The organism is Nocardioides yefusunii (assembly GCF_004014875.1).
GTDB classification, from domain to species: Bacteria; Actinomycetota; Actinomycetes; order Propionibacteriales; family Nocardioidaceae; genus Nocardioides; species Nocardioides yefusunii.
Genome location: NZ_CP034929.1, coordinates 1,174,246 through 1,197,831, shown reverse-complemented (window position 1 = coordinate 1,197,831; position 23,586 = coordinate 1,174,246). Strand labels below are relative to the sequence as shown.

Here is a 23,586-nt window from a genome sequence, read left to right as displayed (position 1 = left end):
CGACCCGGCCACCGCAGTGCGGTGACCGGGTCGACGACTCGTACGGTGTCCGGGATCAGACCGCCGCGACGCTGCTGGAGGAGACGGCACCCTTGGGGTCGCCCACGTGCAGGATGACGGAGTCGCCGCCGAACTCGACCAGCGCGGCCACGTCGGCGCCGGTGACCTCCGCAGTCTCCGAGAGACGCACGGCCGCCTCGAGGCCGGCGGAACCGGACGCGAACGCCATCGCGACGCAGACCTGCAGCGCGGAGACCTTGAGGGAGTCGAGGTCCACCGATGCGGCGGCGTAGGTGCGGCCGTCGGTGTCACGCACGGCAGCGCCCTCGGCGGCACCGACCCGGGCGCGGGTGGCGCGGGCCAGGGTGACGAGCTTCTTGTCCTCGGCGGAGAGGGGGGTCACGTCGCTCACGCCTGACCGCCCTCGACGGGCTCGTCGTCGACGACGTCGGGGCCGGCGATGGCTTCCTTGTCGGCAGCCGGGAGCGCACGCCACTTGGCGAGGAGCTGGTCCTGGAGACCGAACATCTCCTTGTGCTCCTCGGGCTCGTAGTGGTCGTAGCCCAGCAGGTGCAGGATGCCGTGGGTGGTGAGGAGCTCGACCTCGGCCCAGTAGCCGTGACCAGCGGTCTCACCCTGGGTCTCGGCGATCGTGGGGCACAGGACGAGGTCGCCCAGGACGCCCTCCTCGGGCTCCTGGTCGACCAGGCCGGGACGGAGCTCGTCCATCGGGAAGGCCAGCACGTCGGTGGGGCCCTCCTTCTCCATCCAGTTCTCGTTCAGCTCGGCGATGGTCGCCTCGTCGACGGCCTTGATGCAGAGCTCGGCCTGGGGGTGGACGCGCATGGCGTCCATGACGAAGCGGGCCAGTCGGGCCAGCTCGATGACGTCGAGCTGCTGCTCGGACTCGTTGAGGATCTCGATGCTCATGCGTCAGCGCTCCTTGGCGGGACGGGGGTTCTGGCTGGAGGTGCCGGCGGCGTCCTTGGACGCGGCGTCGGACTTCGCCGCGCGGGCCTCACGGTGCTCCTGGACGCGGAGTCGCTCGACCTCCTTCGCGGCGTCGAACTGGTCGTAGGCGGCCACGATCTTGCCGACCAGCGCGTGCCGGACGACGTCGTGGGAGGTGAGGCGGTGGAAGGAGATGTCCTTGACGCCGTCAAGGATCTCCTCGATGACCTTGAGTCCTGAGCGGACGCCGCCGGGGAGGTCGACCTGGGTGATGTCGCCGGTGACCACGATCGTGGATCCGAATCCCAGACGGGTCAGGAACATCTTCATCTGCTCCGGCGAGGTGTTCTGGGCCTCGTCAAGAATGATGAACGCGTCGTTGAGGGTGCGGCCACGCATGTAGGCCAGCGGTGCCACCTCGACGACACCGGTCTCCATCATCTTCGGGATCGCTTCGGGGTCGACCATCTCGTGCAACGCGTCGTAGAGCGGGCGCAGGTAGGGGTCGATCTTCTCGGTCAGTGTGCCGGGCAGGTAGCCCAGACGCTCGCCCGCCTCGACTGCGGGACGGGTCAGGATGATCCGGCTGACCTTCTTGGCGTTGAGTGCCTGGACGGCCTTGGCCATCGCGAGGTACGTCTTGCCGGTACCGGCGGGGCCGATGCCGAACGTGATGGTGTTGTCGTCGATCGCGTCGACGTACTTCTTCTGGTTGAGCGTCTTGGGGCGGATCGTGCGACCGCGGTTGGTGAGGATGTTCATCCCCAGCACGTCGACGGGACGTTCCTGCTTGCGACGCAGCAGCATGATCGACTGCTCGACGCCGTCGTTGGTGAGCACCTGTCCGCGACGAACCATCTCGACGAGCTGGGCGATCAACTGGTCGGCCAGGTCGACCTCGCGGTAGTCACCGCGCAGGGTGATCCGGTTGCCGCGCACGTGGACGTCGCAGGTGAACGCACCTTCGATGATGCCCAGGTACTCGTCGCCGGGCCCCAGGACCCGGACCATGTCGACGTCGGGAGGGATCACCACGACGTGCTTGCTGCTGAGGGGACTCTCGCTCATGCCTGCCCGGACGGGCGACCTTCCTTGGGAGGAACCGAACCCCCATCGTAGCGAGGGCCCGGTCCCGACCCCATTCGATCAGGCGTGGCGCGGGCGTGGGTTCAGCCGGGGGGCCAGTTGAGGGGGCGTCCGCCGAGGACGTGCAGGTGGGCGTGGAAGACGGTCTGACCGGCTCCGGCACCGGTGTTGAAGACGGTGCGGTAGTCGCCACCCAGGCCCTCGGCCTCGGCCACCGCGCGAGCGGTGGTGAAGAGGTCGGCGACGACGCCGGGCTCGGCCTCGGCCACCGCGGCGGCGTTCTCGTGGTGGCTGCGCGGCACCACGAGGACATGGGTGGGGGCCTGTGGGGAGACGTCACGGAAGGCGAGCGTGGTCGCGGTCTCGGCCACCACGGTGGCCGGGATCTCGCCGGCCACGATCTTGCAGAAGAGGCAGTCAGCCTGGGGCTGGCCCGTCGGTGCTTCGGTCATGGGCACACCCTACGCAGGCTCGCGAACACTGTCTCGGGCCGCGTCGACGCTTCTTTCGGGTCCTCGGCGACCCCTCCCACAGGCACCTCTGGACTACTCTCGTCACATGAACGCGCTGCTTCTTCCCCGCCGTGCCACCACTCTGGCGCTCGCCGCGACCCTGGCTCTCGGTCTGACCGCGTGCGGCACCGACGAGCCCGAGCCCACGGGCAGCACCCCGCACGCCGGTGCCACCACCACGCCGGCCCCCACCGACGAGGCACCGGAGGACGCAGCCACTCCCAGCACTCCCTCCACGGGCGACGACGCCGGCAACACGTCCGCCGCGCCCCGCGCCGTGGCGGTGTACTTCGTCGGCAGCACCCCGGCCGGGCCCCGCCTGTTCCGTGAGTTCCGCAACGTCACCGGCGATGCCCTGACCGAGGCCGCCCGCCTGGTCGACGGCGGCGGCGCCCTCGACCCCGACTACCGCACCCTGTGGCCCGGAATGGCGCTCGACTCCGTCGCCACCGGCGACGGCACGATCACCGTCACCCTGAAGGCAGACGCCTTCACCCAGGCCCCCGACGGGATGGAGACCGACGAGGCCGAGCTCGCGATCCAGCAGCTCGTCCACACTCTCCAGGCCGTGGCTGGGGACCGCCTCCCGGTCCGGTTCGAGCGCCCCTCCGGTCCCGCGACCCTGTTCGGTGTCGACGTCTCCGAGCCCGTCACCGCGGCCGACCCGCTCGACGTCCTCGCCGGGGTCAACCTCACCACTCCCGCGCAGGGCGCGAGCACCGCGCGCGGAACCCTGGCCGTGGCCGGCGTCGCGAACGCCGACGAGGCCACCGTCCAGTGGCGGATCGAGGCCGACGGTGAGGTCGTGCTGAACGGCAGCGCCACCGCCGAGGGCTGGATGGACAAGCTCTACCCCTTCGAGACCTCCGTCGACGTCTCCTCCCTCGAGCCGGGCCAGTACGTCTTCGTCGCCGCGAACGGCGAGACGGGCGAGGGCGAGGAGGGCTTCGGCCCCACCGAGGACAGCAAGGCGTTCACGGTGCGCTGAGCGACAGCGGCGCACGACGACGCAGGGCCCGACCGGTGACCGGTCGGACCCTGCGTGTGTCTCACGACGGCGTTCGGAGCCCCTGGACGCTCAGGCTCCCCAGCGGGGCGAACGCGCCAACAGGGCGCCGACCGCCACGACGCCGGCGGTCGAGGTCCGCAGGACCTCGCTGCCCAGACGGACCACGTGCGCACCAGCCTCACGCAGGGCGGTCACCTCGTCGGGGGCGACACCGCCCTCGGGGCCGACGACGAGCAGGATCCGTCCGGTGGCGGGCACCGGGACCGCGGCCAGAGGTTCGGTGGCCTCCTCGTGGAGCACCAGCGCCACGTCAGCCTCGGCGACGAGACGCAGGACCTCTTCGGTCGACGCCATCGGCGTCACCTCGGGGTGCCAGACGCGGCGCGACTGCTTGGCCGCCTCGCGCGCGGCGTTGGACCACTTGGCGTGCGACTTCACCGCACGCTCACCACGCCACACCGCGACCGAACGGGACGCGGCCCACGGCACGACGGTGTCGACACCGACCTCAGTGAGCACCTCGACGGCGAGCTCACCGCGTTCCCCCTTGGGCAGGGCCTGGACGACGGTGAAACGAGGCTCGGGGTGCTCGTGCACCTCGCGCTCCTCGACGCTCACGGTGAAGACCTTCTTGCCGGTGCTGGCCACCGGTCCGGTGACGGCGGTGCCCCGACCGTCGGTGAGGACGACGCGTTCACCGGCCGTCATCCGACGGACCTGGACGGCGTGGTGCGCCTCGTCGCCGCGCACCTCGACCTCACCGCCGACGACGGCGCCGGTGAGGTCGTCGACGACGTGGACCGGGAGGCTCATCTCAGTGTCCCCGGAAGGCGTCGCGCAGGCGTCCGAAGGCGGACTTGGAGGAGTCGCGCATCTTGCCGCTCACGCTCTCCTCGCCACGCAGGGCGGCGAGCTCGCGCAGCAGTTCCTCCTCGCGACCCGAGAGCTTGGTCGGGGTCTCGACGACCACGGTGACCACGAGGTCGCCGCGGCCGCCGCGCAGGCCGGGAACACCCTTGCCGCGCACCGTGAACTCGGTGCCGGACTGGGTGCCGGCCTTGATCTCGAACTCGTGGGTGGCGACGAGCTCCTCGTCGCCCTCCTCGAGCTTCACCTCGGCCTCGAGCAGGTCGAGGGTGACGGTGGTGCCGAGCGCGGCAGCAGTCATCGGGACCGAGAGGGTGCAGTGCAGGTCGTTGCCGTTGCGGACGAACGTCTCGTGCTCCGCGACCCGGATCTCGACGTACAGATCGCCCGAGGGGCCGCCACCGGGACCGACCTCGCCCTGCTCGGAGAGCTGGACACGGGTGCCGTCGTCGACACCGGCGGGGATGCGGACCTTGAGGGTGCGCTGGGAACGGACGCGACCGTCACCGGCGCACTCCCGGCACGGGTCGGGGATGATCGAGCCGTGGCCCTGGCAGGCCGGGCAGGCACGCAGAGTGCGCATCTCGCCGAGGAACGAGCGCTGCACCTGGGCGACCTCACCGGCGCCGCGGCAGGTCTCACAGGTGACCGGCTGGGTGTTGGGGGCGGTCCCGGCGCCGTGGCAGGAGTCGCACAGCACCGCGGTGTCGACCTTGATCTCGCGGGTCACACCGAAGGCGGCCTCGGCGAGCTCGACCTGGATCGCGATCAGGGCGTCCTGCCCACGGCGGGTGCGCGGACGGGGACCGCGGCCACCGCCGGCACCACCTTGGCCGCCGAAGAAGGCGTCCATGATGTCGGTGAAGGAGAAGTTGCCGCCTTGGCCGCCGAAGCCGCCCTGGCCACCGAACGGGTCGCCGCCGCGGTCGTAGTGGGAGCGCTTCTGGGGGTCGGACAGCACCTCGTAGGCGGTCGAGACCTCCTTGAACTTCTCCTGTGCCTCCGGGTCGGGGTTCACGTCCGGGTGGTACTTCCGGGCGAGACGGCGGTACGCCTTCTTGATGGCGTCGGCGTCCGCGTCGCGGTCGACACCGAGGAGTTCGTACAGATCCTGGCTCACGTGAGTCCTTGTCGTGCGTGTGTGACTGGTCGGAAAGGGGGTCAGGGGTGACGCGGTGGTGGGGCCGGGGGCCTCACACGTCGCCGAGCACCCGGGAGAGGTAGCGGGCCACGGCGTGCACCGAGGCCATCGTGCTGGGGTAGTCCATGCGGGTGGGCCCGACGACGCCGAGGCTGGCCATCGCTTCCTGGGGGCCGTACCCGGAGGCGACGACGCTGGTCGCGGAGAGCTCGCTGTAGGGACCCTCCTGACCGATGGTGACGGTGAGGGCACCGTCGGCGCTGGCCTCGCCGAGCAGCTTGAGCATCACCACCTGCTCCTCGAGCGCCTCGAGCAGCGGCCGCACCGAGCGGTCGAAGTCGTCGCCGTACCGCGCCAGCTGGGCGGTGCCGGAGACGGCGACGCGCTGGTCACGGCGGTGGTCGCTCATCGCCTCCACGAGCGCCTCGGCGACGACGCCGTAGACGGGCGCGTCGGCGGGGACGACCTCGTCGACGAGCGCACGCAGGGCCGTGGTGGCGTCGGAGATGCGCTGGCCGGCGGCGACCCGGTTCACCCGGGTGCGCAGGTCAGCGAGGAGCCGATCGTCCAGGCCCGAGGTCAGCAGGTCTCCCCCGGGAACGTCGACGAGCCGCTGCTCGACGCGCCCGCTGGAGAGGATCAGCACCATCAGGGCCTTGGTCGGGGCCAGTGCCACGAACTCGACGTGGCGCACCGTGGAGCGTGACAGCGTCGGGTACTGGACCACTGCGACCTGGTGGGTCAGTTGCGACAAGGTGCGGACCGAACGCTGCACGACGTCGTCGAGGTCGATCGCGCCGTCGAGGAACGACGAGATCGCGCGCTTCTCGGCGCTCGACATCGGCTTGAGCGTGGCGAGGCGGTCCACGAAGAGTCGGTAGCCCTTGTCGGTGGGCACACGTCCGGCGCTGGTGTGGGGCTGGTGGATGTAGCCCTCGTCCTCCAGCACCGCCATGTCGTTGCGCACGGTGGCCGGGGAGACCCCGAGGCCGTGACGCTCCACCAGCGCCTTGGACCCGACGGGCTCCTCGGTGGCGACGTAGTCCTCCACGATCGCCCGGAGCACGGCGAGCTTGCGGTCGTCCACCATGGTGCTCTCCTCGTCGTACGTCCTGCACTGGATGACCGGGTCGGGCCCGGCGTCTGGTCCGGGGCGCGCCACTGGCCTCAACCTCTGGCACTCCACACGGACGAGTGCCAGTCTAGCGTCCGGACCCACCACTACGCTCACTCCGTGACGTCCAACCCCTCTGCCCCCACCCCTGCTGACGAGCCACGACGCGGCGCACTGCGCGAGGTCGCCGACCGGGTGTGGGTGGTGCGTCACCCATGGCTGGACGTCAACGTCACCGTCGTGGGCAGCGCCGCCGGACTCGTCGTCGTCGACTCACTCGGCTCCGCCGCTGCGGCCCGCGCCCTGGTCGAGACCCTGCGACCGCTCGCCGGAGCATCGGGCGTGCACACGGTGCTCAACACGCACTGGCACTTCGACCACACGTTCGGCAACGACGAACTCCTCCACACCTGGCCCGACGCGGTGCTCGTGGCCCACGAGGCGGCTGCCGCCGAACTGGCCCGGGACGGTGAAGCGATGCGCCGCACTCTCTCCGAGCCCGGACATCCTGACTCCGACGGCCACCACGACGACGTCGCTGCCACCATCCTCCGGGTACCGACCGAGACGTTCTCGTCCGCGCGGGTCCTCGACCTCGGCGACCGCGTGGTCGAGGTGCTGCACCTGGGCGCCGGGCACACCGCTGGCGACGCCGTGGTGCACGTCCCGGACGCCGACCTGCTCGTGGCGGGTGACCTGGTCGAGGAGTCCGGGCCACCCTGCTACGGCGACGACTCCCATCCGCTGGCGTGGCCCGGCACCGTCGACTCGCTCCTGGGGCTGTTGCGTCCGGGCACCGTCGTGGTGCCCGGGCACGGCGACGTCGTGGACCGCGCCTTCGTCGAGGCCCAGGCCGACGACGTGCACCGGGTCGCGGACACCGTGCGCGGGCTGGCGTCCTCAGGCGTCAGCGTCGACGACGCACTTGACGCGGCGCAGTGGCCGTGGCCGCGTGAACACCTCGTCGAGGCGGTGCGTCGGGGGTACGCCCACCTGCCTGCGACGGCGTTCGGGCCTGCGCGGCGCCTGCCGCTGGCGTGAGCGGGAGAGCAGGGTCCCGATCCCGGCGTTGCAGGCGAGTCGCGCTCAGAGCCGTCGCCGTCACCCCCTAGCGTTGTCCCGTGTCTTCCCCCACCTCCCGCTACGGAAATGACGTGCTCGCCGGCGACTGGCGTGCCCCCAAGAACGGACGCGCCACCGAACGTCCCGCCGAACTCGGCCTGGTGATCGAGGAGGTCACCAGCGACTGGTGCGGCGAGATCGTCGGCATCGACCGCGACCTGCGCACCATCACGCTGGAGGACCGCCGCATGAAGCGGAAGGTCTTCCCGATGGGCCCCGGCTTCATGCTGGAGGGCAAGCCGGTGATCCTCACTCCCCCGGTGCAGGTCAAGGCACCCGAGAAGGCGACCCGGACCGCGTCGGGTTCGATCGCCGTGCACGACGCCAAGGCGCGCGTGGCGCGACAGTCCCGGATCTACGTCGAGGGTCGCCACGACGCCGAGCTGATCGAGAAGGTCTGGGGCGACGACCTCCGGATCGAGGGTGTCGTCGTGGAGTACCTCGGTGGTGTCGACGACCTCGCCGACCACCTACGTGACTTCAAGCCGGGCCCCGGACGACGCGTGGGTGTCCTGGTGGACCACCTGGTCAAGGGCTCCAAGGAGTCCCGGATCGCACACAACATCATGCGTTCCGACGTCGGCAAGGACGTCCTGATCGTGGGCCACCCGTTCATCGACATCTGGCAGGCCGTGAAGCCGCAGCGTCTTGGGTTCGCCGAGTGGCCGAAGGTGCCGCGCACCATCGACTGGAAGAAGGGCACCTGCCAGCAGCTGGGCTGGCCGCACCGTGACCAGGCCGACATCGCCCGGGCCTGGAAGCACATCCTGGGTGGCGTGCGTGGCTTCCAGGACCTCGACCCGGCCCTGCTGGGACGGGTCGAGGAACTGATCGACTTCGTGACTGCACCGGGTTCCTGACAATGCCGGGTTCCTGACGGCGCCGGGGCTCAGTCCTCGAGCAGGTCGCGGACCACGGCGTCGGCGAGCAGGCGTCCGCGCAGGGTGAGCACCATGCGCTGGGCGCCCTCGTCGCCGGCCACCTGGACGAGTCCGTCGGCGGTGAGCTGGGCGACCCGCGACCGGCCGTAGGCGTCGAGGTCGGACAGCGCGATGCCGCGGGCCAGTCGGACTTCGAGCAGGACCCGCTCGACGTACTGGTCGCCCGTCTCCAGGACCTCGCGGCCGGCGGCCGGGGTGACTCCCTCGGCGAGACGCTTGCCGTAGGCGGCGGGATGCTTGACGTTCCAGAACCGGGTGCCGCCGACGTGGGAGTGCGCCCCCGGCCCGACGCCCCACCAGTCCGCACCCGTCCAGTACAGGACGTTGTGACGGCACTCGGACGCTTCGTCACGGGACCAGTTCGAGACCTCGTACCAGTTCAGACCGGCGGCCGTGAGCCGTTCCTCGGCGATCAGGTACTTGTCGGCGAGGTCGTCGTCGTCGGGCATCTGGATCTCGCCGCGGCGGATCCGGCGTGCCAGGGCGGTGCCGTTCTCCACGATCAGGGCGTAGGCCGAGACGTGGTCGGGCTCGCTCTCCAGAGCGACGTCGAGCGACTTCTTCCAGTCGTCGTGGCTCTCGCCGGGGGTGCCGTAGATCAGGTCGAGGCTGACCTGGTCGAAACCGGCCTCACGCGCCCAGGCCACCGCCTGGGGGACGCGGTCAGGGTTGTGGGTGCGATCCAGGGTGGCCAGCACGTGCGGGACGGCGGACTGCATGCCGAAGGAGAGGCGGGTGAAGCCGCCCTCGCGCAGCGCGGCCAACGACGCCGGGGTCACGGAGTCAGGGTTAGCCTCGGTGGTCACCTCGACGCCGTCGGCCAGACCGAAGCGGTCACGCACGGCGTGCAGCATCTTCACCAGGTCGGCGGCCGGCAGCAGCGTCGGCGTTCCACCACCGAAGAAGATGGTCTCCACCTGGCGGGTGTCGGCGGCCAGAACCCGGCGGGCCAGGTCGACCTCAGCCACAGCGGCGTCGGCGTAGGTCGCGATCGAAGCCCCGGTGACGTCACCGAGCTCGGGGGCGGTGTAGGTGTTGAAGTCGCAGTACCCACAGCGCACCGTGCAGAACGGGACGTGCAGGTAGACGCCCAGGGGTCGGGTGTCAGCACCGTCGAGGGCGTGGGCGGGCAGCGATCCGTCGGTGGGGACGGGCTCGCCGTCGGGCAGGGCTGAAGGCACGACTCCAGTCCATCACAGGCCGGACAGCACCGGAGAACCGCGAAGGGCGCCGCCCTGACCGGTGCTGGTCAGGACGACGCCCTCGTGGCCTCGCGGGTGCGGCGAGGATCAGTTCTCGGCGTACATCGCTTCGATGATGTCGGAGTAGTTGTTCTCGACGACGTTGCGCTTGACCTTCATCGAGGGGGTGAGTTCACCGGACTCGATCGTCAGGTCGTGGTCGAGCATGCGCCACTTCTTCACGGTCTCCCAGCGGTTGAGCGCCGCGTTGGTCTCCTGGACGTGACCGTCGATGAGTCGCTGGACCTCCGGGAGGTTGACGAGCTCGGTGTAGGACTTGCCGGCGTGACCGTTCTCCTGGGCCCAGCCCGCGATGGCGTCCGGGTCGAGGGTGACCAGTGCGACGCAGTAGTTGCGCTCCGCACCGAAGACCATGAACTGGCTGGCGTAGGGACACACGGCCTTGAACTTCGCCTCGATCGCCGGCGGGGCGACGTACTTGCCGCCTGAGGTCTTGAAGAGCTCCTTGATGCGACCGGTGATGGAGAGACGGCCCAGCTCGTCGAGCGAGCCCTTGTCTCCGGTGTGGAACCAGCCTTCGGCGTCGAGTTCCTTCGCCGTGGCCTCGGGGAGGTTGTGGTACCCCTCCATGACGCCGGGACCACGCACGAGCACCTCGTCCCCGGGACCGAGCTTGACCTCGGTGCCGGGGAACGGGAACCCGACGGTGCCGAACTTGTTGTGGTCGGGGTGGTTCACGAACGCACCCGCGGAGACCTCGGTGAGGCCGTAGCCCTCGAGGATCTGGATGCCTGCGACGTTGAAGAACTGGGCGATGTCGCTGTTGAGCGCGGCGGCACCGGAGATGAAGAACCGCACCCGGCCACCGAAACGGGCCCGGATCTTGGAGTAGACGAGCTTGTCGAAGAGCTTGTGCTGGAAGCCCAGGCCACCGGGGATCGGCTTGCCGGCCTCCTTGAGTGCCTCCACCTCGCGGCCGACGGCGAAGGCCTTGGTGAAGATCTTCTCCTTGAGGCCACCCTCCGCCTCCTGCATCGTGATGATCCGGCTGTAGGCCTTCTCGAAGATGCGGGGGGCCGCCCCCATGAAGGTCGGCTGGACGACGGCGAGGTTGTCGACGATCTTGTCGACGCGGCCGTCGATCGCGGTGGCGAAGCCGCAGGCCATCTGGGTGGAGAGCAGGACCTTGCCGAAGACGTGGGCCATCGGCAACCACAGGAACTGCAGGTCGTCCTCGCTGAGGATGCCGAGCGACGCGATCGCGGAACCCTCGTAGACCCAGGAGCGGTGCACGAGGCGCACGCCCTTGGGACGCCCGGTCGTGCCGGAGGTGTAGACGAGAGTCGCGAGCTGGTCGGGAGCGATCTCCGAGGCGATGCGCTCCAGGACGCCGGGGTTGGCATCGAGGTAGGCCTGTCCGAGAGCAACGAGCTCGTCCAGGGTGATGATCCAGTCGCCGTCGGCGGTCCCCTCGAAGGTGACGACCTTGGCGACGTAGGGCAGTTCGGCCTTGCGGTTGACGAGCTTCTTGACCTGCTCGTCGTCCTCGGCGAAAACGACCCGACACTCGGAGTCGGCCAGGATGTAGGCCGTGTCCTCCTCGTGGGTGGTCGGGTAGACGGTGGTGGTGGCGCCCGCCGCGGCCATCACGGCCATGTCGGCGAGGATCCACTCGTAGCGGGTGCTGGAGGCCAGACCGACACGCATCTCGGGCTGGAGGCCCAGAGCGAGCAGACCACCGGCGATCTTGGCGACCGAGTCTCCGGACTGGGCCCAGGTGACCGACTCCCAGGTCTCCGCCTTGGTGACGTACCGGAACGCCTCTCGTTGCGGTGTCTTGGCCACGCGGTCCCAGAACTGCACCGCGACGTTCGGGTGCATCGTCTCCAGGAAACTGGTGTCGAACGTGATCGGCTGCTGCATGTGTCTCCCCTGCACTTGCGTCAAAACGCCCTCCGCGTCCTGAGCTGTTTGCTTGCGACGTAACCTAGATCACTCCGGCGACGAGCAACAGGCCATTCCAAACGCTTGACGCATTTGGCCGGACCACTCCCCCAGACTGGGTACGTGCGCAGGACCGCACCTCGAAATGCACGAAGCCCCTCCCCGAAGGGAAGGGCTTCACGCTCGCGGCAGGTCAGAGGACCGCCACAGGGCTCACTTCTTGGTCTCGGCTCCAGCGGTCGCGCCGCCACCACCGGTGGCCAGAGCAGCCACGAAGGCCTCTTGGGGGACCTCCACGCGTCCGACCATCTTCATGCGCTTCTTGCCCTCCTTCTGCTTCTCGAGCAGCTTGCGCTTACGGCTGATGTCGCCGCCGTAGCACTTGGCGAGGACGTCCTTGCGGATCGCGCGGATGTTCTCGCGGGCGATCACGCGGGCACCGATGGCCGCCTGGATCGGCACCTCGAACTGCTGGCGCGGGATGAGCTCCTTGAGCTTGGCGACCATCTGGACGCCGTAGCCGTAGGCGGAGTCGCGGTGCACGATCGCGCTGAACGCGTCGACCGGCTCGCCCTGGAGCAGGATGTCGACCTTGACCAGGTCGGCCGCCTGCTCGCCCTTGCGCTCGTAGTCGAGGGAGGCGTAGCCCTTGGTGCGCGACTTCAGCTGGTCGAAGAAGTCGAAGACGATCTCACCCATGGGCAGGGTGTAACGCATCTCGACGCGGTCCTCGGAGAGGTAGTCCATGCCGAGCAGGTTGCCGCGCTTGGTCTGGCACAGCTCCATGATCGTGCCGATGTAGTCGGACGGCGACAGGATCGTCGCTCGCACGACCGGCTCGAGGATCTCGTGGATCTTGCCCTCGGGGAACTCGCTCGGGTTGGTCACCTCGACGCGGGAGGTGTCCTCCATGACGACCTCGTAGACCACGTTGGGTGCGGTCGAGATGAGGTCGAGGTTGAACTCACGCTCCAGGCGGTCGCGGGTGATCTCCATGTGCAGCAGGCCGAGGAAGCCGCAACGGAAACCGAAGCCGAGTGCGCCGGAGGTCTCCGGCTCGTAGGTGAGGGCGGCGTCGTTGAGCTGGAGCTTCTCCAGCGCCTCGCGCAGGTCACCAAACTGGTCGCCGTCGATCGGGTAGAGACCGGCGTAGACCATCGGGTTGGGGTGCTTGTAGCCGCCCAGGGACTCGGTGGCAGCACCGTTCTGGGTGGTGATGGTGTCACCGACGCGGGACTGACGGACGTCCTTCACCCCGGTGATCAGGTAGCCGACCTCTCCGACGCCGATCTTGTCGGACTTGACCTGCTCGGGGCTGATCACGCCGAGCTCGAGGAGCTCGTGGGTGGCGTTGGACGACATCATCTTGATGCGGTCGCGGTGGGTGAGCTCACCGTCGACGACACGGACGTAGGTGATCACGCCGCGGTAGGTGTCGTAGACGGAGTCGAAGATCAGGGCACGGGCGGGAGCGTCCGCGTCACCGACCGGGGCCGGGATCTGCTTGACGATCTCGTTGAGGAGCTCCTCGACGCCGACGCCGCTCTTGGCGGAGACACGCAGGACGTCCTCCGGCTCACAGCCCACGAGGCCGGCCAGCTCGGCGGCGTACTTCTCGGGGTTGGCGCTCGGGAGGTCGATCTTGTTGAGGACCGGGATGATGTGCAGGTCAGCGCTCATCGCCAGGTAGAGGTTGGCCAGCGTCTGGGCCTCGATGCCCTGGGCGGCGTCGACCAGCAGGATCGCGGCCTCGCACGCCTCGAGGGAACGCGAGACCTCGTAGGTGAAGTCGACGTGACCGGGGGTGTCGATCATGTTGAGGACATAGGTGCCGGCCTCGGTGTCGTGCGCGGCGGCGGCCTCGTCGGTGATCGTCCACGGCATGCGGACGGCCTGCGACTTGATCGTGATGCCACGCTCGCGCTCGATGTCCATGCGGTCGAGGTACTGCGCGCGGGCAGCACGGGCGTCGACGACGCCGGTGAGCTGCAGCATGCGGTCGGCCAGCGTCGACTTGCCGTGGTCGATGTGCGCAATGATGCAGAAGTTGCGAATGATCGACGGCGGGGTCGAGCCGGGCTTCGGCGCGGAGTTGAGGCTCATCTGCTGCTTTCTCACAGTCCACGACGGGACAACTACGTACGGATCACCCATTGTCCCACGCCCGGACGCAGCCACGGAAACACCGGGGCACCGCTGGCCACGGTGACGGCGCACCCCAGGAGCCCGGGGAGACTCGCCACGGGAACCGATGAGCCCGGCCCACGCCCCTCGCGACGGCAGGATGGGGGCGTGCCGACGTCGTTCCCCCCGTACCCGGTCCCTCCCCTGGACAGCGCCCGCCGCCTCGAATGGGCCCACCTCCCACCCCTGCTGCGCGACCGGATCGAGCAGCGCTGCGGCGCCCCGGTGCTGGGCGCGGAGTCGATCGAGGCCGGCTTCACTCCCGGGATGGCGTCGGTGCTGACCTGCGCCGACGGCTCGCAGCATTTCGTCAAGGTCGCCTCTCACCGCGCTCAGGCCTCCTTCGCAGCGTCCTACGCCGAGGAGCTCGCCCGGTTGCGTCAACTGCCTCCCGACGCCCCGGCGCCGGCTCTGCTGTGGTCGCAGGAGGACGACGAGTGGGTGGTCTTCGCGACCGAGTTCGTCGACGCCGAACCGGTGGCCCGCCCGTGGTCGCTCGCGGATCTGGAGGCCTGCCTGGACTCGTTGGCCGAGATCGCGGAGCGGTTCACCCCCGCCCCCGCCGCGATGAACCTGCCGACCTTCGCCGACGAGACCGCCGCCTGGGCCGGTGCGTGGCGTGGGCTCACTCCCCCGACGTCGGACGAGAACGCCGCCGAACTGGCGGCCGAGGCGGCAGTACTGGCCCGACGTGCTCGTGACCTGCTCGTCGGAGAGACCCTCGTGCACGGCGACCTGCGCGCCGACGACGTGCTGCTGCCGCCAGACTCGGCTGCACTCTTCTGCGACTGGAACTGGCCCGCCAGAGGCCCGGAGTGGCTGGACTCGTACATGCTGCTGGTGGCTGCACGTGGTGACGGAGTGGACGTCGACGCGGTGATCGCAGATCGCCCCCTGCTGGCCTCGGCGCCCGCGGAGGCCGTTGATTCGCTCCTTGCCCTGATGGCGGGCTATTTTGTCCGGGCAGGGTGTGGCTCGGTTCCGCCGAACTCACCGCACGTGCGTGACCACCAGTACTGGACGGGATCGGCTTGCTGGCAATGGCTGGCCGATCGTCGCGGGTGGTGACAACCGGCGTCATTGCGGATCGGACTCGTTCGAACCGCTGTGAACCCCGCTGGCAATGTCCGCAACCGCGGGCACTCACCTTCCAGATGAAGAGGTAACTCTCATGGCGAACATCAAGTCGCAGATCAAGCGCAACAAGCAGGCCATCAAGGCCCAGGAGCGCAACAAGGCCGTCAAGTCCGGTCTCAAGACCGCCGTCCGCAAGTTCCGCGTTGCCGCCGAGGCTGGCGACAAGGACGCTGCTCTCGCTGCTGCTCGCGAGGCCGGCAAGAAGCTGGACAAGGCTGCCTCGAAGGGCGTCATCCACAAGAACCAGGCCGCGAACCGCAAGTCGGCCATCTTCAAGAAGGCTGCTGCTCTCTGAGCCAGCTCTCCTGAGCGCTGAAGGCGCCGTACTCCTCACGGAGTGCGGCGCCTTCGTTATTTCTCGACCCCGCAGGAGCGGCCGGGACAGGCGGGACTCAGCGACTGCCGCGGCGCAGTTCGGTGAGGGTCAGCACGAGACGTTCCAACGTGTAGTGGGCGTCGTATCCGGCCCCCTTGATGTCGGCGTCGGCCGCGGCGACGGCACGCAGTGCAGCCGAGATCTGCACGTCGTCCCAGCCGCGGGCCTGGGAACGGATCGACTTCACCTTCCACGGCGGGACGCCGAGGTCACGGGCCAGGTCGGCCTCACGTGCACCGCGCGAACTGGTGCCGAGGAACTTCGCCACCGCCCGGACCGCACCGGCCAGCGCGGAGGTCACCAGGACGCCCGGGGTGCCGCCGTCGAGAGCCCAGCGCAGCTCCTCGATGGCGGCGTCGGTGTTGCCGACCATGACGGCGTCGGCCACCGCGAACGACTTCGCCTCGGCGCGGCCACCGAAGTAGCGCTTGACGACGTCCATGCCGATCGACTCCCCGGGGAAGTCACTGACCAGCTGGTGGGCCGCGGCCGCCAGGGAACGCAGGTCCTGTCCGACGGCGGCGACCAGGAACTCAGCGGCCTCCGGAGCCACGCGGGCGCCCAGGGCGGCGAACTCGCTGCGGGCGAACTCCTGGAAGCCGGAGGCGTACTTCACCTCGGCAGCCTTGACCTCCGTCACCGTCGCGGCCTTGCGCAGCTTGTTCAGCAGACCGCTGCCCTTGGAGCCGCCACCGTGCATCAGCACCAGCGCGACGTCCTCGACCGGCGCGGCGGCGTAGGCCAGGACGCGGTCGTAGAGGTCGTCGGGCAGGTCCTCGAGACCACGCACCACTGCGCACCGGGTGGAGGAGAACAACGACGGGGCCGACATCTCCTCCAACGACGACGCGGTCAGCGTCGAGGCCAGTGCCTCGGAGAACTCGGCCTCGGAATCGAAGGCCATGACCGCCCGACGCACCGAAGTGACGGCCCGTTCGTTGAGGAACTCCTCCTTGCCGGTCACCAGTGTGATCCGGCCGAGAACCTGCTGGGCGCTGACGTTCTGGACGCCGGTCGGGACGGAGTTCTTGGGAGCTGCAGCCATGGTGTTGCAAGCCTGCCACAGGACGCCGACACCCACGGTCACCGCAATCACCTCCGCGACACCTGTCCGAGTCGACCGTCACGCACGGTCAACGCCACGTCCCCGCCCTCGTCGGTGCGCAGCACCTGGGCCCCACGTGCTTCCAGGCCCGCGACGAGGTCGGGGTTCGGGTGTCCGTAGGTGTTGTCGGCACCGGAGCTGACCACCGCCACCCGTGGCGCGACGGCTTCCAGGAAGGCGTCGTCCTGGTGCCGGCTGCCGTGGTGCGGCACCTTGAGGACGTCCACCTGCCGTCCGGACAGGATCCGCCGCAGGTGACGTTGCGCCGGAGGCTCGACGTCACCGGTCAGCAGGATCTCCACCCCGGCGACAGTGGCCAGCAGCACCACACTGGAGTCGTTGTCGACCGCGTCAGGGCAGGGTTCTCCGAGCGTGCACACAGGCCAGATCCGCTCGATCCGCACCTCTCCCACCTCGCTCACGGTGCCGGCCACCGCCGGAACCACGGCCACCCCGGCACGGGCCGCGACCGCCTCCACCTCGGCGCTGCGATCACCCGGTTCGCGGACCGGGGTCGTCTCCACCTTCCCCACCCGACGGCCTGCCAGCACTCCCTCCAACCCGTCGACGTGGTCGGCATGGAAGTGGGTCAGTACCGCCAACGGCACCTCTTCGACACCCAACCGGTCCAGGCACCGTTCCACCGCACGAGGCTCGGGTCCTGCGTCGACGACCACCGCAGCACCGTCCCCTGCCCGCAGCACCAGGGCGTCTCCCTGCCCCACGTCGCAGGCCACCATCACCCAGCCGCGCGGTGGCCATCCCGGCGTCGGGACACCACGCAGGATCACGACGACGAGCAGCAGCGTCACCGGGACGCAGACCATCGGTCGCGCCAGCACCCACGGCACCACCGGCAGCGACAGCACGACCAGCAGCGTCAGCAGGCCGAGAGCCAGCGCCCCGCTCCCCCACGGCACCCCAGGCATGGTCAGGTCCGCACCGCGGTGGGCCACCACTGCGATCCATCCCACCGCCCAGCTCGCCGGCAACGCGATCCGGCTCCCCACCGTCACCGAGACCAGACCCACCAGGCCAGCGACCAGGCCCAGGATCGTGGCCGGTGCGACCGCCGGTGCTGCGGCGATGTTCGCGAAGACCCCCACCAGGCTCACCTCGCCCTGCAGCGCCACCACGACCGGGGTGCAGGCGACCTGCGCCGCCAGTGGCACCGCCAGGGCCAGTGCCACCCACCGTGGCATCCACCGTTCCGCTGCCGTGGCCCACCCAGGTGTCAGGAGCAGAATGCCTGCGGTGGCGAGCACCGAGAGAGCCAACCCCACCGAACGCGCCATCCACGGGTCGACGACGAGAACGGCCAGGACGGCCAACGCCAGACAGCGCAACCCTCGGCCGGTGGCGTGACGTTCCAACGCGAACAGTGCGACGGTACCCATCGTGGCTGCCCGGACGACGCTCGGTTCGCTGCGGGCCACCAGCACGAACCCGGCGATGCAGGCCGCACCCACCAGCCAGCGCCACCGTCCGCGCACCCCGCACCGCTGCGCCACCCAGAGCGCGAGTCCCAGCAGCAACGTCAGGTTGGTCCCCGAGACAGCCAGCAGATGGGTGAGTCCGGTGGTGCGGAAGTCAGCGGCGAGTTCCTCCCCCACGCCCGCGTCGTCCCCGACCACGAGAGAGGGCACCAACGCGCGCTGGTCCTCGGGACGCTCCGCCACGACGGCGCGCAGTGAGGCGCGCACCGCAGCAGCACCTCGCCACCACACGTCTGGCTGCTCCGTCACTTCAGGCGCGCCTCTCACCCTCCACGCAGTGCGTTGTCCTCGTTGATCGGGAAGGGGCGATGCGGTGAGGCTCACCCGTGCCCCCAGCACTGCGTCCGCGGGCCACGACGACGCCAGCAGCAGCACCTGGTCGTCGACGGCGAAGACCGCACTCGTCGTCTCCACTGTCTCGACGTTCATCCGGACCGAGACCTGGTCCCCGACACCGGACGCGACCGAGCGCGGGTCGGAGGCGACCTGACCGTGCAGGGTGACCGGTCTACCGGCATGAGCCAGTTCCGCGACGACCCGGTGATCGGCCACGGTGGCCCGGCCCAGTCCGAGCAGCACTCCCAGCACGAGGGTCACGGCCACCACCAGCACCTGCACTCCCACATGGCAGGTAGGGCGGCGGTACAGCCGCGCCACCACCGTGAGGACGACAGCCCCACCCACTGTCGCGAACGCCCAGCCGCCCCCGGCCAGACCGGCGAGCGCTCCCACCCAGAGCCCCGACGCGGCCACCGGCAGCCGGAGGTCGTGCACCTCACGGGGTACGCCTGCCGGGACGTCGGGGGCGAGGTCGACGACGGTGATCTCGCGACGGGAGGTCACAGGGTCACGTGCGGCAGGAGGTCCGCGAGGGTGGCCTCGCCGATCCCCTTGACCTCCAGGAGTTCACGCACGTCGCTGAAGCCACCGTGCTCGGTGCGCCACGCGATGATCGCCGCCGCCGTCACCGGGCCGACGCCGGGCAGGGTGTCGAGCAGCGCCTCGTCCGCAGCGTTGAGGCTCACCGGGCCGCTCCCGCCCTTCGCCCCGGCCCCCGGTCCCCCACTGGGCTGCGTCGCCGTCTGGGCACTCGGATCGGGATCCACCCCGACCAGGATCTGCTCCCCGTCGACGAGGACCCGCGCGAGGTTGAGTCCGGTGAGGTCCACGCCCTTCTGCGCTCCCCCGGCACGCTCCACCGCGTCGGCCACCCGGGAACCGGCCGGAAGGACGGCGAGCCCAGGCCGTTTCACCTTCCCGGCGACGTCGACCACCACCTCGACCACCCCGTCGCCGGGGCCCTTCGCCCCCTGCTCCGTCGGGGAGGCGGATCCGGAGGCGGACACGGAGGCGGACACGGGGGCGGGAGTGCTGGACGTCGCTGGCGCCGCCTCGCTGCGTGCTGCCACCGGGGTCACCTCGTCCTGGGCGGTCCCGAAGAGCAACCACAGGCAGGTCACCGCCAGCGCGAGGACGACACCCCCGAGTACGACGCCCACCTGTCCTGGCCCCCAGCCCCCGGCCCCGGTCTCGTCCCCTGTCTCCTCCCGGGCACGGCGGCGGGCGGCGTGGCGTCCCGGCACGGCGCCTGGAGGCACCTCTCCCCGGTCGGACGAGGACGATCCTTCGGATCCGCTGAACAGTTCCTGCGGAGCCTCAGGGATCCGCACGACAGCACGCTCGAGCGTTCGTTCCACTTCCTGCTCGTCGGCTGCGTTGCCTTCAGCGGCTCCGCCGTCGGCACCGTGAAGTGCGGATGCAGCCGCCCGCTCGGCCTCGAGTTCGGCGCTCAGCGCTGCCAGCCGTCTCGCCACGGCCTCGGTGTGGTCCAGAGCAGGTCGTCGGGTGCGCATGGGCACGACGGTAGGGAAAAGGACGGCTGTCGCGCCGGCGTCGCCGTCCTACCTGTGGAGAACTCAGGTGCAGACGGTTCAGAGAACCGGCGCGAGCGCTCCCGCCACCATGCCGGGGCCCACGTGGGCACCCACGACGCCACCGACCTCGGCGACCCGGACCTCGCGGTCTCCGAGGTTGTCGGCGAGGCGTTCGCGGAGGCGTTCCGCCAACTTCTCGGCACGCTCGGGGCTGTCGAGGTGGGCGATGCAGAGCTCCACCTGCTGCTCACCGGCAGCGGTGACGATGAGTTCCTCCAGGCGCGCCAACGCCTTGCCGGCGGTGCGCACCTTCTCCAACGAGGTCACCTTGCCCTCGCGCAGGGTCAGCAACGGCTTGACCGCGAGCGCTCCACCGAGGAAGGCCGAGGCGGCGTTCACCCGGCCACCACGGCGCAGGTACTCCAGGGTGTCGACGTAGAAGTAGGAATGGCTCAACGCGGCCCGGCGACGGGCGGCACGGGCCGCCTCCAACGCAGTCCCGCCAGCGGCGAGCACGTCGGAGGCAGCCAACGCTGCGTAGCCGGTGTTGGCCGAGACCTGCCGGGTGTCCACGGTGTGCACCGGGATCGGCGAGTTGCGGCCCGCCACGACGGCGGAGTCGTAGGTGCCACTCACCATGCCCGAGATGTGCACCGAGACGATGGCCTCGGCACCCTCTGCGGCCAGACGGCGGTAGAGCTGCGTCAACGTCTCCGGGGTCACCCGCGAGGTGGTGACCCGGGAGCCGCCCTTCAGCGCCGCCGCAACCGCGGTGGGGCTGACCTCGTCAGTGCCCTCGTCGTGGCCGACGTCGTCGATCACGACCTGCAAGGGCACGACCACGATCCCGCGCTGCTCGGCCAGGTCGGCCGGCAGGCAGGCGGTGGAGTCGGTGACGACGACCGTGCGCGCTCCCATGGCGGAGACCCTAGTGGGTGGGAGCGGCACGGCGGGCGGTTGTCCGGAGCAAGTCAGACGACGATGTTGACGAGCTTGGGAGCCTTGACGATGACCTTGCGGACCGTCAGACCTTCCAGGGCACGCTGCACGCCTGCGTCAGCCATCGCTGCGGCCTCGAGGTCGGCCTCGGAGATGTCCGGAGCGACGTCGAGACGAGCCTTGACCTTGCCCTTGATCTGGACCACGGCCGTGACCGTGTCCTCGACCAGGAGGGCCTCCTCGACGGTCGGCCAGGCGACGGCGGCGATGCCGGGAGCGTGACCGAGACGCTCCCACATCTCCTCCGCGGTGTACGGGGCGATCAGGGAGAGCAGCGTCGCGACGGTCTCGACCGCCTCACGCACGGCCGGGTCGGCCGCACCACAGCCGGAGTCGATCGCCTTGCGGGTGGCGTTGACCAGCTCCATGGTGCGGGCGATGACCACGTTGTAGCGGTGGTTCTCGATCAGCTGCTCGGCGTCGGCGATCGTCTTGTGGGTGACCCGGCGCAGAGTCACGTCGCCGCCCTCGGCCGGGGTGCCGGCCGCCGAGGTGACGTCGCCGGAGAGACGCCAGGCGCGCTGCAGGAACTTCAGCGACGAGGCCGGCGAGACGTCGGCCCAGTCGATGTTGTCCTCCGGCGGGGAGGCGAAGACGAGGGTCAGGCGGACGGCGTCGACACCGAACTGGTCGAGCTGGTCGCCCAGGTTGACGCCGTTGCCGAGCGACTTGCTCATCTTGCGGCCCTGGTTGAGGACCTTGCCCTGGGACAGGTACGCCGAGAACGGCTCGTCCCAGGTGACCAGCCCCATGTCGCGCATGGCCTTGGTGAAGAAGCGGGAGTACAGCAGGTGCAGCACCGCGTGCTCGTCGCCACCGACGTACAGGTCGACCGGGCCCCACGCGTTGGCGAGCTCGGAGTCGAAGGCCTGGGTGTCGTCCTGCGGGGAGATGTAGCGGAAGAAGTACCAGGACGAGTCCACGAAGGTGTCCATGGTGTCGGTGTCGCGCTCGGCGGGACCACCACAGGTGGGGCAGGTGGTGTTGACCCACTCGGCCACGCCACCCAGGGGCGAGGTGCCCTTGGGCTTGAGGTCGGCGCCCTTGAGGTCGGGGAGCAGCACCGGGAGCTGCTCGGCGGGCACGGCGACCTCACCGTCGACGGGGCAGTGCACGATCGGGATCGGGGCACCCCAGTAGCGCTGACGGCTCAGCAGCCAGTCGCGCAGACGGAAGTTGACGGTACCGGTGCCACGCTCGTCGGCCTCGAGGATCTCGATCGCCTTGCGGATGCCGGTGCCCTTGTCCTCCAGGCCGTCGAGCGGACCGGAGTTGACGTAGACGCCGTTGCCGGTGGTGGCGACGAAGGTCTCCTCGGGGTTCTCCTCGCCGGTGTCGATGACACGACGCACCGGGAGGTCGAACGCCTTGGCGAAGTCGAGGTCGCGCTGGTCGTGGGCCGGGACGGCCATGATCGCGCCGGTGCCGTAGTCGGCCAGGACGTAGTCGGAGGCCCAGACCGGGATCTGCTCGCCGGTGACCGGGTTGGTGGCCGTCACACCGAGGTCGACGCCGCTCTTGGGGCGGTCGGTGGCGAGACGGTCGATGTCGGAGGCCTTGCGGACCTCGACGAGGTAGTCCTCCAGCGCCTGCTTCTGTGCGGCGGAGACCAGGGTGTTGGCCAGCTCGGCGTCGGCGGCGACGACCATGAAGCTCGCGCCCCACAGGGTGTCGGGGCGGGTGGTGAAGACGGTGACCTTCTCGGTCTCGCCGGAGTCGAGGGTGACGTCGAAGGTGACGTGGGCGCCCTCGGAGCGACCGATCCAGTTGCGCTGGGCATTGACGACCTTGGACGGCCAGGTGGGGGCCAGGTCGTCGAGGGAGTCCAGGAGCTCCTGGGCGTAGGCGGTGGTGCGGAAGTACCACTGGGTCAGCTCGCGCTTGGTGACCTCGGCGCCGCAACGCTCACAGGCACCGTCGACGACCTGCTCGTTGGCGAGCACGGTCTGGTCGTTGGGGCACCAGTTGACCGGGGAGTTCTTGCGGTAGGCCAGACCCTTGGCGTGCATCTGGGTGAACAGCCACTGCGTCCACTTGTAGTACTCCGGGTCGGAGGTGTTGAAGCGACGCGACCAGTCGAAGGAGGTGCCGTAGCGCTTGAACGACTGGTACTGGGTCTCGATGTTGCCGTAGGTGTACTTCGCCGGGTGCTCGTCGTTCTTGATCGCGGCGTTCTCGGCGGGCAGGCCGAAGGAGTCCCAACCCATGGGGTTGAGGACCTCGTAGCCCTTCATCCGCCAGAAGCGCGACTTCACGTCGTGCAGCGCCATGACCTCGGCGTGACCCATGTGGAGGTCACCGGAGGGGTAGGGGAACATCGTCAGGGCGTACTTCTTCTCGCGCGACGAGTTGTCGTCGGCGCGGAAGGTGTCGAGCTGCTCCCAGACGGGGAGCCACTTGGCCTGGATCGCCTCGACGTCGTAGGTGACCTCGTCGTCGTGCTGGGTCTGGCCGTTCGCTTCGCTCATCGCTCCTGCGTTCCTCTCGCGTTCTCGTCCGTGCCCCACATGGAAAAACCCCTCGTCG

At 69.7% G+C, this 23,586-nt stretch carries 20 protein-coding genes; 5 read left to right on the top strand and 15 right to left on the bottom strand.

The features are described from left to right. Positions 1-55 precede the first annotated feature (55 nt). The 4 genes from EOV43_RS05365 to EOV43_RS05350 all read right to left on the bottom strand — a co-directional run bounded on the left by EOV43_RS05365 (position 56) and on the right by EOV43_RS05350 (position 2,489). Entirely contained in the window at positions 56-412 is a 357-nt protein-coding gene (locus EOV43_RS05365; RefSeq protein WP_206611399.1) for a cytidine/deoxycytidylate deaminase family protein, read from the bottom strand. Continuing rightward, entirely contained in the window at positions 409-930 is a 522-nt protein-coding gene (gene ybeY, locus EOV43_RS05360; protein ID WP_128220017.1) for an rRNA maturation RNase YbeY, read from the bottom strand. The genes EOV43_RS05365 and ybeY overlap by 4 nt, the downstream gene beginning before the upstream one ends. A gap of 3 nt (positions 931-933) precedes the next feature. Beyond that, on the bottom strand, positions 934-2,019 hold the full coding sequence (locus tag EOV43_RS05355) for a PhoH family protein (RefSeq protein WP_128220016.1): 1,086 nt from the start codon (positions 2,017-2,019) through the stop codon (positions 934-936). A gap of 101 nt (positions 2,020-2,120) precedes the next feature. Next, positions 2,121-2,489, bottom strand: a complete 369-nt coding sequence (locus EOV43_RS05350) for a histidine triad nucleotide-binding protein (protein ID WP_128220015.1) — start codon at positions 2,487-2,489, stop codon at positions 2,121-2,123. Between the two features lie 106 nt (positions 2,490-2,595). Between EOV43_RS05350 and EOV43_RS05345 the strand changes: the two genes are divergently transcribed. After that, positions 2,596-3,537: a Gmad2 immunoglobulin-like domain-containing protein gene (locus tag EOV43_RS05345; RefSeq protein ID WP_164878728.1), complete on the top strand. Its 942-nt coding sequence runs from the start codon at positions 2,596-2,598 to the stop codon at positions 3,535-3,537. A 90-nt stretch (positions 3,538-3,627) separates the two neighbouring features. Here the strand turns inward: EOV43_RS05345 and EOV43_RS05340 are convergent, their stop codons facing one another. The 3 genes from EOV43_RS05340 to hrcA all read right to left on the bottom strand — a co-directional run bounded on the left by EOV43_RS05340 (position 3,628) and on the right by hrcA (position 6,656). Then, positions 3,628-4,371, bottom strand: a complete 744-nt coding sequence (locus EOV43_RS05340) for a 16S rRNA (uracil(1498)-N(3))-methyltransferase (RefSeq protein ID WP_128220013.1) — start codon at positions 4,369-4,371, stop codon at positions 3,628-3,630. Between the two features lies 1 nt (position 4,372). Next, positions 4,373-5,545 carry a molecular chaperone DnaJ gene (gene dnaJ, locus EOV43_RS05335; protein WP_128220012.1) on the bottom strand — a complete coding sequence of 391 codons (1,173 nt, stop codon included), beginning with the start codon at positions 5,543-5,545 and terminating at the stop codon, positions 4,373-4,375. A gap of 73 nt (positions 5,546-5,618) precedes the next feature. Further along, a complete protein-coding gene (hrcA, locus tag EOV43_RS05330) occupies positions 5,619-6,656 on the bottom strand; it encodes a heat-inducible transcriptional repressor HrcA (protein ID WP_128220011.1) in 1,038 nt (345 codons plus the stop codon). A 144-nt stretch (positions 6,657-6,800) separates the two neighbouring features. On the opposite strand from hrcA, the gene EOV43_RS05325 reads away from it, so the two are divergent. Next, the gene (locus EOV43_RS05325; RefSeq protein WP_239022242.1) at positions 6,801-7,721 is read left to right on the top strand and encodes an MBL fold metallo-hydrolase; all 921 of its coding nucleotides are present in this window, start codon (positions 6,801-6,803) and stop codon (positions 7,719-7,721) included. An 80-nt stretch (positions 7,722-7,801) separates the two neighbouring features. Further along, positions 7,802-8,662, top strand: coding sequence for a DUF3097 domain-containing protein (locus EOV43_RS05320; RefSeq protein ID WP_128220010.1), 861 nt, complete (start codon positions 7,802-7,804; stop codon positions 8,660-8,662). A 29-nt stretch (positions 8,663-8,691) separates the two neighbouring features. Here EOV43_RS05320 and hemW read toward each other — a convergent pair whose 3' ends face one another. From hemW to lepA, 3 genes are all read right to left on the bottom strand, one after another. After that, on the bottom strand, positions 8,692-9,924 hold the full coding sequence (gene hemW, locus EOV43_RS05315) for a radical SAM family heme chaperone HemW (RefSeq protein ID WP_128220009.1): 1,233 nt from the start codon (positions 9,922-9,924) through the stop codon (positions 8,692-8,694). A 108-nt stretch (positions 9,925-10,032) separates the two neighbouring features. Then, the gene (locus EOV43_RS05310) at positions 10,033-11,868 is read right to left on the bottom strand and encodes an AMP-dependent synthetase/ligase (RefSeq protein ID WP_128220008.1); all 1,836 of its coding nucleotides are present in this window, start codon (positions 11,866-11,868) and stop codon (positions 10,033-10,035) included. 234 nt (positions 11,869-12,102) lie between these two features. Beyond that, the gene (gene lepA / locus EOV43_RS05305; protein WP_128220007.1) at positions 12,103-13,992 is read right to left on the bottom strand and encodes a translation elongation factor 4; all 1,890 of its coding nucleotides are present in this window, start codon (positions 13,990-13,992) and stop codon (positions 12,103-12,105) included. Positions 13,993-14,181: 189 nt separating this feature from the next. On the opposite strand from lepA, the gene EOV43_RS05300 reads away from it, so the two are divergent. Next, on the top strand, positions 14,182-15,141 hold the full coding sequence (locus tag EOV43_RS05300; protein WP_128220006.1) for a phosphotransferase: 960 nt from the start codon (positions 14,182-14,184) through the stop codon (positions 15,139-15,141). Positions 15,142-15,244: 103 nt separating this feature from the next. Then, entirely contained in the window at positions 15,245-15,505 is a 261-nt protein-coding gene (gene rpsT / locus EOV43_RS05295; protein WP_128220005.1) for a 30S ribosomal protein S20, read from the top strand. Between the two features lie 97 nt (positions 15,506-15,602). Here the strand turns inward: rpsT and holA are convergent, their stop codons facing one another. The 5 genes from holA to leuS form a co-directional block, all read right to left on the bottom strand. Further along, positions 15,603-16,631: a DNA polymerase III subunit delta gene (gene holA, locus EOV43_RS05290; protein WP_128220004.1), complete on the bottom strand. Its 1,029-nt coding sequence runs from the start codon at positions 16,629-16,631 to the stop codon at positions 15,603-15,605. Positions 16,632-16,678: 47 nt separating this feature from the next. Continuing rightward, positions 16,679-19,030 carry a ComEC/Rec2 family competence protein gene (locus EOV43_RS05285; protein ID WP_128220003.1) on the bottom strand — a complete coding sequence of 784 codons (2,352 nt, stop codon included), beginning with the start codon at positions 19,028-19,030 and terminating at the stop codon, positions 16,679-16,681. Continuing rightward, positions 19,027-20,040, bottom strand: coding sequence for a ComEA family DNA-binding protein (locus EOV43_RS05280; protein ID WP_128220002.1), 1,014 nt, complete (start codon positions 20,038-20,040; stop codon positions 19,027-19,029). The genes EOV43_RS05285 and EOV43_RS05280 overlap by 4 nt, the downstream gene beginning before the upstream one ends. A 78-nt stretch (positions 20,041-20,118) precedes the next feature. Then, positions 20,119-20,979, bottom strand: coding sequence for a DegV family protein (locus tag EOV43_RS05275; protein ID WP_128220001.1), 861 nt, complete (start codon positions 20,977-20,979; stop codon positions 20,119-20,121). Positions 20,980-21,032: 53 nt separating this feature from the next. Next, positions 21,033-23,528 (bottom strand): leucine--tRNA ligase, encoded by a 2,496-nt coding sequence (gene leuS / locus EOV43_RS05270; RefSeq protein ID WP_128220000.1) that lies wholly within the window; start codon positions 23,526-23,528, stop codon positions 21,033-21,035. Positions 23,529-23,586: the final 58 nt, after the last annotated feature.

Bases quoted from the DNA above. Each gene is read 5' to 3' on its own strand.
- ybeY (WP_128220017.1), bottom strand. From the start codon at position 930: ATGAGCATCGAGATCCTCAACGAGTCCGAGCAGCAGCTCGACGTCATC.
- EOV43_RS05355 (WP_128220016.1), bottom strand. From the start codon at position 2,019: ATGAGCGAGAGTCCCCTCAGCAGCAAGCACGTCGTGGTGATCCCTCCC.
- EOV43_RS05350 (WP_128220015.1), bottom strand. From the start codon at position 2,489: ATGACCGAAGCACCGACGGGCCAGCCCCAGGCTGACTGCCTCTTCTGC.
- EOV43_RS05345 (WP_164878728.1), top strand. From the start codon at position 2,596: ATGAACGCGCTGCTTCTTCCCCGCCGTGCCACCACTCTGGCGCTCGCC.
- EOV43_RS05340 (WP_128220013.1), bottom strand. From the start codon at position 4,371: ATGAGCCTCCCGGTCCACGTCGTCGACGACCTCACCGGCGCCGTCGTC.
- hrcA (WP_128220011.1), bottom strand. From the start codon at position 6,656: ATGGTGGACGACCGCAAGCTCGCCGTGCTCCGGGCGATCGTGGAGGAC.
- EOV43_RS05310 (WP_128220008.1), bottom strand. From the start codon at position 11,868: ATGCAGCAGCCGATCACGTTCGACACCAGTTTCCTGGAGACGATGCAC.
- lepA (WP_128220007.1), bottom strand. From the start codon at position 13,992: ATGAGCCTCAACTCCGCGCCGAAGCCCGGCTCGACCCCGCCGTCGATC.
- rpsT (WP_128220005.1), top strand. From the start codon at position 15,245: ATGGCGAACATCAAGTCGCAGATCAAGCGCAACAAGCAGGCCATCAAG.
- holA (WP_128220004.1), bottom strand. From the start codon at position 16,631: ATGGCTGCAGCTCCCAAGAACTCCGTCCCGACCGGCGTCCAGAACGTC.
- EOV43_RS05280 (WP_128220002.1), bottom strand. From the start codon at position 20,040: ATGCGCACCCGACGACCTGCTCTGGACCACACCGAGGCCGTGGCGAGA.
- EOV43_RS05275 (WP_128220001.1), bottom strand. From the start codon at position 20,979: ATGGGAGCGCGCACGGTCGTCGTCACCGACTCCACCGCCTGCCTGCCG.
- leuS (WP_128220000.1), bottom strand. From the start codon at position 23,528: ATGAGCGAAGCGAACGGCCAGACCCAGCACGACGACGAGGTCACCTAC.